Origin of the sequence: Chitinophaga sp. (assembly GCF_036569125.1) — a bacterium.
Classification (GTDB): domain Bacteria; phylum Bacteroidota; class Bacteroidia; order Chitinophagales; family Chitinophagaceae; genus Chitinophaga.
Map to the genome: position 1 here is coordinate 1 of NZ_DATCRF010000001.1, position 10,428 is coordinate 10,428.

At 49.5% G+C, this 10,428-nt stretch carries 8 protein-coding genes; 6 read left to right on the forward strand and 2 right to left on the reverse strand.

Translation table 11 applies throughout. The annotated features are described in order from the left end of the window. From VIM87_RS00005 to VIM87_RS00020, 4 genes are all read left to right on the forward strand, one after another. The coding region (locus tag VIM87_RS00005) for a LytTR family DNA-binding domain-containing protein (RefSeq protein WP_331994975.1) at positions 1-294 on the forward strand (294 nt) is incomplete at its 5' end. Positions 295-513: 219 nt separating this feature from the next. Beyond that, on the forward strand, positions 514-714 hold the full coding sequence (locus VIM87_RS00010) for a hypothetical protein (RefSeq protein WP_331994976.1): 201 nt from the start codon (positions 514-516) through the stop codon (positions 712-714). Between the two features lie 170 nt (positions 715-884). After that, the gene (locus VIM87_RS00015) at positions 885-3,086 is read left to right on the forward strand and encodes a hybrid sensor histidine kinase/response regulator (protein ID WP_331994977.1); all 2,202 of its coding nucleotides are present in this window, start codon (positions 885-887) and stop codon (positions 3,084-3,086) included. Between the two features lie 291 nt (positions 3,087-3,377). Further along, positions 3,378-3,557: a hypothetical protein gene (locus VIM87_RS00020; RefSeq protein ID WP_089911048.1), complete on the forward strand. Its 180-nt coding sequence runs from the start codon at positions 3,378-3,380 to the stop codon at positions 3,555-3,557. 57 nt (positions 3,558-3,614) lie between these two features. On the opposite strand, the gene VIM87_RS00025 is transcribed toward VIM87_RS00020, so the two are convergent. Continuing rightward, positions 3,615-4,334 carry a LytTR family DNA-binding domain-containing protein gene (locus tag VIM87_RS00025; protein ID WP_331994978.1) on the reverse strand — a complete coding sequence of 240 codons (720 nt, stop codon included), beginning with the start codon at positions 4,332-4,334 and terminating at the stop codon, positions 3,615-3,617. Beyond that, entirely contained in the window at positions 4,331-5,806 is a 1,476-nt protein-coding gene (locus tag VIM87_RS00030) for a sensor histidine kinase (RefSeq protein ID WP_331994979.1), read from the reverse strand. Before VIM87_RS00030 ends, VIM87_RS00025 begins: the two co-directional genes overlap by 4 nt. 203 nt (positions 5,807-6,009) lie before the next feature. Between VIM87_RS00030 and VIM87_RS00035 the strand changes: the two genes are divergently transcribed. Further along, complete coding sequence (locus VIM87_RS00035) at positions 6,010-6,891, forward strand: ABC transporter ATP-binding protein (protein WP_331994980.1); 882 nt, start codon at positions 6,010-6,012, stop codon at positions 6,889-6,891. Then, entirely contained in the window at positions 6,885-10,358 is a 3,474-nt protein-coding gene (locus VIM87_RS00040; protein WP_331994981.1) for an ABC transporter permease/M1 family aminopeptidase, read from the forward strand. The genes VIM87_RS00035 and VIM87_RS00040 overlap by 7 nt, the downstream gene beginning before the upstream one ends. Positions 10,359-10,428: the final 70 nt, after the last annotated feature.

Consider the following 10,428-nt stretch of genomic DNA (forward strand, 5'->3'; position numbering starts at 1 on the left):
CGCGATAACGGCGTGCTGAAGCGCATTAAAATGGATGATATCCTTTTCCTGGAAGCCATGGGCGATTATGTGAAGCTGCACACCACGCAAAAATTCCATGCCATTCATACCACGCTGAAAGCCGTGGAAGAAAAATTACCCACCGCCCGTTTTATGCGGGTGCACCGCTCCTATATTGTGGCATTGGATAAGATCGAAGCCATAGAAGACGGCACTATTAATATCTGTAACAACGCTATTCCCATTGCAGATGCATACAGAAGCCCGCTGAACAGCAGGTTAAACCTTCTCTGATGTGCAGATATGCAGATATGCAAATGTGCAGATGGGTTAAGGCAGATCTTCGCGTGCATTCATCTGCACATCTGCATATTTGACATCTGCACATTAAACGACACTTTTCCCTTTTCCACCGATAGCTGCTGCCTGTTGAACAATTTGTGCGCATATCACCTTTTACACAGCCGTATCTTTGGGTCGTTAAACAATTGATCAACACAAAAAAACAAAACAATGAAAAAGTTAGGAATATTAATGGCAGCCGCTATGTTATTTGTAGGTGCATCCGCTTTTGCCGGTACACCCGTTACCGTTAAACAGGCCGCTCAGAAAGAAGCTGCCACCACAACTAAAAAAGCGCACAAAAGCCACAAGAAACATCATCATACTGCAAAATCAAAAGCCAAAACAGCTGCTGCTCCTAAAGCCAAATAAGGCCCGTTGAGGTAAGCACAGGTTTAACGTACCACTACAACGTTAAACGGAATTGTTCTGGTCCGGCTGTATCACGCGGGACCAGATTTTTCCCTTTAGAGCATTGCTGACCACCAGTACTACTAAAATCGTAATTTAGAAGGGCCTTAAACGATAGATACAAGCTACTCATGCAGTCAAAACGGATCAAATACTATTTACTGGGCCTGTTCATCACAGGTATGATCCTCTTCATCATACTGCAGTTCAACTCTTCCAAGAACATCCGCAAACTTATATCCGGCAATGAACAGCTGCTGCAGGAGCTCAGGGTAAAAAATGAGCTGCAGAAGCTGCAAACCAATATGGCCAAAACCGACAGCAAGGTTAGAGGCACGGTTATTTCCCAGGATACCCTGCATGTAACCGGCATTGAAGCGGAAATAGCCATCATTAAATCCGACCTGAACACCATCAATAAAATGATGCTGGACGACAGCACCGAAAAGCTGCTAACCCAGCTGAACTACCTGGTGGATGAAAAGAACAACTTTAACGTGCAGGTGCTGGATACCTTTTACGGAACGGGTAAAAAGGCAGCGGAAAAGGTGATCAACAACGAAAAGGGCAAACGCCTGGGAGAAGCCATCAACACCATTATCCACCTGCTGGACAGTACCCGGCAAACCGTAGTGAACCGCACCGTGCATATCATAGATACCAGCGGGCAAAAAGCCCAGAGCTGGGGCACCATCCTGGTATGCTGCGCCTGTATAGCCAGCCTGCTGGGCTTTTTATATATCATCAGCCGCATCCATCAGCAGGAGCAATTGATAGATGCCCTGGATCAGTCACAGCAAAAAGAACGCAAGCTCTCCGCTATTAAAGAGCAGTTCCTGGCCAACATGAGCCACGAGATCCGCACTCCCATGAATGCGGTGCTGGGCTTTACACGCCTGCTGCAGGGCCAGTCGCTGAACGATAAATCCAAAGAATACGTATCGGCCATTCAAAGCGCCGGCGAAAACCTGCTGGACATTATCAACGACATACTGGATATTTCCAAAATAGAAGCCGGCATGATGCGGCTGGAACCTGTTGCATTCAGCCTGCGGGGCAGCCTGCACGCCCTGCAAACCATGTTCCTGCCCAAAGCCGTGGAAAAGCATTTAAGCCTCATAGTGATAATAGAAGATAACATCCCGGACATCCTGTACGGCGATGTATTGCGGCTTACACAGGTGCTGGTGAACCTTACCAACAACGCCATTAAGTTCACCAATGAGGGCTCCGTTACCATCCGGGTAAGCCTGGCGCAGCAGCACGATAGTAATGTTCGTATACTCTTTACCGTGAAAGATACCGGCATTGGTATTGCCCCCGATAAGCTCCCCTATATTTTTGACCGCTTTAACCAGGCAGAAGCCAATACCACCCGCAAATACGGCGGCACCGGCCTGGGACTGGCCATTGTAAAACAGCTGGTGGAGCTGCAGCACGGAAAAGCAAACGTAGAAAGCCAGCCGGGCAAAGGCAGCACCTTTACCATAGAGCTGCCCTACACCCTGGGTGAAGTAATGCCGGAATCCGGCGCAGAGCTCTACAACGGTAACGGGCAAACGCCTTACACAGATGCTCACCTGCTGATAGCGGAAGATAACCGCATGAACCAGGACCTGCTGCGGCATTTGCTGCATAACTGGCACCTGCATTTTCACGTGGTGAATAATGGTATAGAAGTATTACAGGCCCTGGAAAAACAACATTTTGACCTGGTGCTGATGGATATACAGATGCCTGAAATGGACGGCTATACTGCCGCCCGTAAAATACGGCAGGAGCTGCGCTCCAATATTCCCATTGTAGCCATGACCGCCCATGCCATGGCCGGCGAACGGGAAAAATGCCTGAGCTACGGCATGAATGAATATGTAGCCAAACCCATACGTGAAGAAGAGCTGTACCGTATTATACAGGTGTTTACCGGCAAAACCGGCCCGCCGGAATGGCTGGTGAATCATACACCCGTGCATAACCATAAAGAGCTGCCAACCCATTTAATAAGTCTGCAATACCTGCAGGATCTTTCCAAGGGCGATAAGGCATTTGAACGCACTATGCTGCAACAGTTCATTGCACAGCTGCCGGAAGACCTGTCACTGCTGAAAGCCGCCATTACCGCCGGGGATATACCGGCCATACGCAGTATTGCCCACAACATTAAGACCACCGTTGCCTTCATTGGCCTGGAACACCCCCTGTATACTTTCCTGGATCCCATGGAGCAGCTAAGTGATGAACATTACGATCCCACACAAACCGCCGCACAGTTTGAATCACTGAAACAGGTATGCCTGCAGGCAGTGGAAGAAGCGCTGGAAATACTTTTGTAATTACGAATTATTCAATTACGAATTGAATGCAGCGAATGATCACATTCCCCCATCATCTGCCACTAATCAAAAAACCACACAACTAATTGAAATTAACCCCTCGCACTACCCAATTCGTAATTCGTAATTGAATAATTCGTAATTCAAAAACGCCCCTTTCCCCCCTTTCAACGACACTTATTCCCTGTTCACCGAAACCGGACCAAAACCCGTAGATACTTGCCCTAATTTTAGCATAGCAATTCTAAAAAACGCATTATTACTTAATCAATTTTTAAAACGACAAACATCATGAAAATCACGAAAAGCCTGATCGCAGCCGCTGTATTATTTCTGAGCGTTAGCGCAGTATCTTTTGCACAGGATGCAAAAACTAAACATCCTAAAGAAGCTAAAATGGCCAGCGACACCACCAAGAAAGCTGCTCATCATCACGTAAAGAAAGTGAAAGAAGAAGCTAAGAAAGGCTAATAATCCAAGGATAGGATCTCACTAAAAGGCCCTCCGCTATGCCGCGGAGGGCTTTTCTTATTTATTCAGCAGCTCCTTTACCAGGTGCTTATAATTTTTGCCCAGCGGCAGCTGCTTCTTATTCTTCAGGCTTATGGTATTGCCTTCAATATAATGCACATACTTTTTGTTCAGGATGTATGATTTGTGGATGCGTACAAAAGCATCGGCCGGCAGCTGCTCCTCAAAGCTGCTGAGCGTACGCGGAGTTAACAGGAATTTATCGGCCTCCCATACCTTCACATAATTACCCAGGCTTTCCAGGTAGTACACCGCATCCAGGTCCAGCAATACCAGCTTTTTATCCGATTTAATGTAGATCTGCGCAGGCGCTTTGCTCACAGGCGCTGCCGGTGCGGCATCGCCGGCCTTTATTTTTAACGTATGCATGGCCAGCGCGCGGTTAACGGCTTTTAAAAACCGGTCAAAGCGGAAAGGCTTTAACAGGTAATCGCATACTTCCAGCTCAAAGCTTTCCAGCGCATGCTCTTCGTAAGCCGAGGTAATGATCACCAAAGGCCGCTGCTGCAGCGTTCTTAACAGGTCCAGGCCATTGAGCCTGGGCATGCGTATGTCCAGGAAAATAAGGTCTATTGTATGTTTGCTCAGAAATTCAAGCGCTTCTGCAGGGCGGTAACACTGCCCGCTGTTTTCCAGGAAAGGAATATCCTCCATGTATTTCAGGATCACCTCATGGGCCAGGGGCTCATCATCAACTATAAGGCAGCGCATGCTCATAAGCGGTTCAGTTGCAATTCGGCTTTAAAAGTATGATTTTTTGCCCCTGTATGCAGCAGGTGGCTGCCGGGATACAGCAGCGCCAGCCGCTTTTGCAGGTTGCTAAGCCCAATGCCGGGCGCAGCAGGCGCCTGCCCCTCAAAGGAATTTTCACAGCTGAAATACAGCTGCTGTGCTTTACATTCCAGGTGAATGTGCAGGAAGGCATTTTCTTCTGCAGGCTCAATACCATGCTTAAAAGCATTCTCAATAAATACGATCAGCAGCATAGGCGGTATCTGCAGGGCAGGGTCGGTAATGTTTTGTGTAAAACGAAGGTCCAGTGTTTTCTTAAGCCGGATCTGCTGCAGCTGTATATAATCCTCCAGGTACTTTACTTCCTCCCCGATCTCTACCAGCGGCTGCTGCCCTTTATAGATCACGTAACGCATCAGGTCAGAGAGCTGCAGAATGCTTTCCGGCGTTTGGGGGGATTGCTGCAGGCTAAGCGCATACAGGTTATTGAGCGTGTTAAAAAAGAAATGCGGGTTAAGCTGCTGTTTCAGCAGGTACAGCTCCGTACCTGCCTTTTCTTTTTCCAGCTGCAAAATGCGGCTGTTCTGCCGCGTCCATTGCACCGCCAGTATCACCGGCAGGCTGAATAACAGGATGCCCAGCGCTGCAAAAGCATTTTCCAGCTTAAAGGGATTATCCGGGAAAATGGCGCCCAGCAAATGATTAACAGGCAGGGATATTAACAGCTGCGCGATGAGCGGATAGCATACCGCTACCGTTGCAAAAGCGGCCAGGATATACCATAGCACGCCCTTTTCCTTTAGTACCCGCAATACCAGGAAACGGCTGTTAATGTAAAAGAAAAAGTACCCGCACAGGTACATAAGCAGGAACTGTATAAAGAACGACAGGAACGTGCCAAAGTACCGTACGATCTTTATAATGCTGAACTCAAAACCTATCAGCAGCTGCTCGGGGGTATGATACCGCGGATCATGCAGGCTGGATACACCCATTACCGCCAGTGTAAGTGAAATAAGCACAAGGGTGATCAGCACCGCGTTTTCCAGGCTTATCTTTTGCAGCAGCGGAATACGCTGCACCTGCAGCCGGTAGCTGGCATTGGTTATTAAGATCAGCTCTAAGATCAGCGCAGCCATCGCGCAGCTTACCGGGTAAAAACCTTCCAGCCCGGGGGGCTGCAGGCGAAAAAGTATCAGGGTAGTTAATGGTAAGGCCCCACAAAAACAAACCAGCCAGCAGATAATATATCCCTTGCGTGAAAATTGCTGTAACCAGCGCTGCCGGTACCAGCCGAACACCAGCACCGGCAACAGCAGTAAGAACAGCAGCAGCAGCTGAGCGCCATACGCTTGCCAGTCAGGCTCAGGTTTCCGTAAGATCAGCAGCCAGGGTAACAGGCCCGCGAACAGCCAGGCATCCGCATGCTGTGAAAAAATATTTTTAATCCGTAACATATAAGCGGGGTAAAAGAACAGCGAATATAACACCTGCACAAATTTTAATGACGAACGTACCGGTTTTCATGATGTAGGTGTTTTTGCGCGTAAACAGGGCCATACAGGGCGTTTGTCAGCCATCTCCTGTCAGCCGTCACTTATTGTTGAACAGCGCCTGCAGCGCGCCTAATTTGCCGCCTGTTCACTAAAACAACATCCCCATGTACCGACTACAGATCCGGCAGCTCACCAAAAGTTATGGCAATGGTGTAAAAGCGCTGAACAATGTATCCCTGAATATTTCCAACGGCCTGTTTGGCCTGCTGGGGCCCAACGGCGCCGGCAAATCCACCCTCATGCGCACCCTGGCCACCCTGCAGCTGCCTGATAGCGGTCAGGTATTTTTTGACGGGCATAACATTCACCAGCAGCCGCAAACCCTGCGCAGCCGCCTGGGTTATTTACCGCAGGATTTTGGCGTATACCCGAAAATATCTGCGCTGGCATTGCTGGATCATCTGGCAGTGCTGAAAGGTCTGCTGCATAAAAAAGAACGGCAGGAACAGGTATTGGCCCTGCTGCAGCAAACCAATTTGTATCATGTGCGCAACCAGGCCGTAAGCACCTTTTCCGGCGGCATGCGCCAGCGCTTTGGCATTGCGCAGGCTTTACTGGGCAGCCCGCAGCTGATCATTGCAGATGAGCCTACGGCCGGCCTGGACCCGCAGGAGCGCAACCGCTTCCACGACCTGCTGAGTGAAATTGGCGAACAGGTGGTAGTGCTGTTATCCACGCACATTGTTGAAGATGTGCACGACCTGTGCCCGGAAATGGCGGTACTTGCTGGCGGGCGGGTACTTATACAGGGCAAACCAGCTGCTTTAACAGCTGCGCTGGAAGGAAAGGTATGGCGCAAAACAGTAAGCAGCGCTGCGCTGCAAAGTTACCAGTCCGCCCTGCAGGTGATCTCCACCCGAAGGACCGGCGGACAGATCCAGGTATATGTGCTGGCTGCGCAATGCCCCGATAGCGGCTTTGAGCCTTTTTATCCCGGTTTGGAAGCCGTTTACTTTTCTGCATTAAAGGAGGAGGTGATATGTTAAGCGCTTTATTAAAATTTGAGCTGTTATACCATGCCCGCCAGCTTTCCTTTAAAATAGCGGCAGTGCTGTTCTTTGCGCTGGGCGTGCTTTTCACTTTTGGCAGCTTTGGCGGTGAAGAGGTGCATAAAAATTCGCCTTATGTGATCACGGTTACGGTGGGCCTGCTTTCCCTGTGCTGCATCTTTGCGGCCACCCTGTTTTGTGCTAACGTGGTGCTGCGGGATACCGCTTACCGGATGGAGGCTGTATTATTTGCTACATCCCTGAAACGCAGGCACTATTTTATAGTCCGTTTCCTGGGACTGCTGGCTGTAACCTTTGTTATGTTATGCTGCGCAGCGCTGGGCATTGCCATTGGCGCTGCCGGGGAACCAGGTGCTTTTCATCTGTTCAGCTTTTGCCAGCCTTTACTGATCTTTGGCCTGCCAAATGTATTATTCAGCAGCAGCCTGCTTTTTTGCACGGCAATACTAACCCGCAGCGCAAGGGCTATTTATGTAGCAGGGCTGTTGTTATACATTCTGTACCTGGTAGCAGCTATAGCAGGCAACTCGCCTATGATGGCTGCATCGGTATTAAAACCCGGCGGGCCGGATGCGCTCTCCGTTTTAACGGACCCTTTCGGGCTCTCAGCCTTTTTTGGCGAAACCCGCAGCTGGAACAATGTACAGCGCAACACACGGCTCTTTCCTTTACACGGCATTTTTTTACTGAACCGTTTATTATGGACGGGTTTTGCGCTGGTACTGTTAGCGCTGGGCTACCGCTTTTTTGCTTTCCGCCTTATTGCAGGTACTGTTAAAAAAGCGGCTGCAACAACACGGCAGCAAATAATAATCAAACCTTATTATAACGTAGCCGTACATACGCAGGGCATTACCTATAACCTCTCTGTATTTTATTCCCAGCTTAAACAGGAAGTATGGTTTGTGTGTAAGCACATTCCTTTTATGGCCATGCTGCTGTTATGGATCTTCCTGTACACGGTGGAATTAAAGGATAGTTTAACAGGCCCTTACGGTATTCATTTTTATCCCGTTACCGGTTACCTGGCAGAGGCTATGCGTACCGTACGCCCGGCCCTGCTGCTGCTGATATTTTATGCAGCAGAGCTGCTGGCCCGTGAAAAGGCCGCTAACATGCAGCTGCTGGTATATAGCACACCGGCGCGCAATGCAGTGATATGGGCCGCGAAATGCGCAACACTGGCCCTCCTGGCGGCCATCCTTATTACCGTGAATATAGGCATAGGCCTGGGGCTGCAGCTGGCCCATGATTATCACCAGCCCGAATGGCTGGTATATACATCCCTGTATTACTACAGCGGCCTGCCCTTATTGCTGTTTGCGGTACTCATCCTGGTTATTCAAACCATAACGCCCAATAAATACCTGGGTATGCTGCTAAACCTGTTTGTAATAGCGCTGGTCGTATTCGGCCGGCGTTTGGGTATAACACATTACCTGTTACGTTATGCTACCGTACCGGACCTGTCATATGCCCACATGAACGGGTACGGGCATTACACGAATGCCTTTAACTGGTATATGCTGTACTGGTGCGCCTTTGCAATCATGCTTACCCTGCCGGCCCTGCGTATATGGCAGGGAGGCCAACCCTTAACGGCAAAGCAACGCCGGCGTGCTTTATTTACGCAATGGCCGGTAAAAGCACGTATAGGGCTGGCCGTTAGTATAACAGTATGGATTAGCTGCGGGATGTACATTTTTTACCAGGCCAATATACGCGGCCATTACATGAGCAGTAATACGCAGCTGCGCTGGCAGGCGGCATATGAGCAGCAGTATAAACCGCTTACCCATCTGCCGCAGCCGGTTATTACGTCGGTAAGAACCACGGTGGCCCTGTATCCTGCAGCGGGTTTCTATACGGTTAGCGGCAGCTATCGTTTGCAAAACACCTCCCGGATCGCTATTTCAAAAATATGGGTGGGGGTAGATGCCAGTGTAAGCAACATTCAGATCACCATACCCGGCGCGCTGCAGCAAAAAACTGATGCAGCCTTTAATCAATACTGGTTTGAGCTGAGAACACCTTTATTACCAGGCGACACCCTGCCCCTGTTATTTTCCCTGCAGACCAACCGCTCCGGGTTCACCACTTTTAACAGTGAGCACAGCGTGGTAAGCAACGGCACTTATATTGAGCTGGAAAAATTTGTACCCTTCCTGGGCTACAATCCCGGGTTTGAAATAACAGACACATATGAACGGCAGCGCCAGGGCCTGCCGGCGCAGCAAACTGCCTCAGTAGCAGATACGGCCTATCATCTCATTAACCTGGAAACCACCATTTCTGCGCCTGCAGATCAATATGTAGTCACTACCGGCGCCTTGCAGCACTCCTGGGTAAACGCGCAGCGACGCTACTTTCATTACAAAACCACCGCGCCCGTGAATTTTATGTTTGCGCTAAGCGCTGCACAATATGCTGTTAAGGAAGAAAAGTATAAAGGCGTACAGCTGCGCATTTGTTATACCAGGGGCCATGAGCAGAATATTGCGGCCATGCTGCAGGCCATGAAAGATGCGCTGGATTATTGTAACCAGCACTTTGGCCCCTATACCCTGCCGCAGCTTACACTGGCTGAAATACCGCAGTACCGCGGTGCTGCCACCGCCTACCCTGGCGTAATATTCAGCGCAGAGCGTATTAATTTCCTTGCCAGCTACCAGGATACTGCGCTGGTGAACCAGGCCTATGCCATAACCGTACATGAAACATCGCACCAGTGGTGGGCTAATAAACTAAGCCCGGCAAATGGCCCCGGTGCTGCGCTGCTTACAGAATCACTTGCAAAATATACGGAGACCGTGGTGCTGGAAAAGCATTTTGGCCGGGAGCATTTGCGCGCCTACCTGCGTGCAGATAACAACCTGTATTTTGGCATGCGTAATACCGGCAAACCGGAGCTGCCGCTGGCCCGCACAGCAGATCAGCCTTTTGTGTATTACCAGAAAGGCGGACTGGCCTTGTATGCCATTCGCCAGGCCCTGGATGAAGCGGCGTTTAATACAGCCCTGCAGCGTTTGTTGAACAAGCATGCCTGGCCCGGGCCCAGGGCCACGCCGGCAGATCTTATCAGCGAATTACAGCAGGGCGCCACTGCAGCACAGCGGCAGGTGATTGAAGATAACCTGCAAAAAGTGATCGTATATGCATTACAGCTGAAAATGATCTCCTGCAAACCCTTACCAGGCGGGGGCTATACGTTGCAGCTTCGCGTAACCATTAATAAAACAAACAATGGCGCCCCATTGCCGCCCAATGATAATTTTGACATTGGCCTCTTCAACGGGCAACAGCTTACCGTGCAAAACCATCACTTTAACAAAAACACCACCATACTAACGCTTACGGTAAAACGCAAACCACACGCCATATCCATCGATCCTTATGAGTATGTATTGGAAGAAGACAAAACAGACAACAAAATAATCCCATAAAAAAAGCCGGCCTGAAATTACTTTCAGGCCGGCCTACTATTATTAATGAATAATTAAGAATTAATAATCA

What these genes read in the sequence shown, in the direction of transcription:
- VIM87_RS00025 (WP_331994978.1), bottom strand. Translation starts at nt 4,334, where the DNA reads ATGAGCATGCGCTGCCTTATAGTTGATGATGAGCCCCTGGCCCATGAG.
- VIM87_RS00030 (WP_331994979.1), bottom strand. Translation starts at nt 5,806, where the DNA reads ATGTTACGGATTAAAAATATTTTTTCACAGCATGCGGATGCCTGGCTG.
- VIM87_RS00010 (WP_331994976.1), top strand. Translation starts at nt 514, where the DNA reads ATGAAAAAGTTAGGAATATTAATGGCAGCCGCTATGTTATTTGTAGGT.
- VIM87_RS00015 (WP_331994977.1), top strand. Translation starts at nt 885, where the DNA reads ATGCAGTCAAAACGGATCAAATACTATTTACTGGGCCTGTTCATCACA.
- VIM87_RS00020 (WP_089911048.1), top strand. Translation starts at nt 3,378, where the DNA reads ATGAAAATCACGAAAAGCCTGATCGCAGCCGCTGTATTATTTCTGAGC.
- VIM87_RS00040 (WP_331994981.1), top strand. Translation starts at nt 6,885, where the DNA reads ATGTTAAGCGCTTTATTAAAATTTGAGCTGTTATACCATGCCCGCCAG.
- VIM87_RS00035 (WP_331994980.1), top strand. Translation starts at nt 6,010, where the DNA reads ATGTACCGACTACAGATCCGGCAGCTCACCAAAAGTTATGGCAATGGT.